Below are 415 nucleotides of genomic sequence, written 5' to 3'. Positions count from 1 at the left end.
CTGGTACGCCTGGGTCAGCGCCTGCAGCAGGTCGAGCAGCGGCGTGGCGGCAGCGGTGAGTTCCGTCACGGCGGCCTCGCACCCGCTATCGGCCGCCCCGGCATGGACTGAGCGCTCGAGGCACGCGCATGCGTGCGCGGCGAGCTGCGTGAACGCCCGAATGCGCTCGTCGGCCTTGCGTGCGCCGAAATAGAGTTCGCGCAACGCCGTCGAGAACACGCCGGGAAAATGATCGTCGCCCTCCACCAGCCGAGCGTGCGAGGCCGCAAACCTGTCGAGGCATTCGCGCGCGACGCCGAGCGCTGCGGCGACGCCGCGCAAGCCGAGCAGCGCATGCAGGACCACGCGCTGCGAGAGCATGCGCTGACGCCCGGCCAGATTGATGAGCTCGCCGACGATTTCCGCAGAGATGTCA

The 415-nt window shown here is 69.6% G+C and carries 1 protein-coding gene; it reads right to left on the bottom strand.

Annotated elements, in window-relative coordinates:
* Positions 1-415, bottom strand: a 415-nt coding sequence (locus AB4Y31_RS31830; RefSeq protein WP_368677428.1) for a type IV pili methyl-accepting chemotaxis transducer N-terminal domain-containing protein, incomplete at both ends; no start/stop codon positions are given.

It is taken from the genome of Trinickia sp. EG282A, assembly GCF_040965455.1.
Taxonomy (GTDB): domain Bacteria; phylum Pseudomonadota; class Gammaproteobacteria; order Burkholderiales; family Burkholderiaceae; genus Trinickia; species Trinickia symbiotica.
The sequence above is the reverse complement of the archived record's forward strand: the minus strand, read 5'-3'. Positions and strand labels throughout refer to the sequence as shown.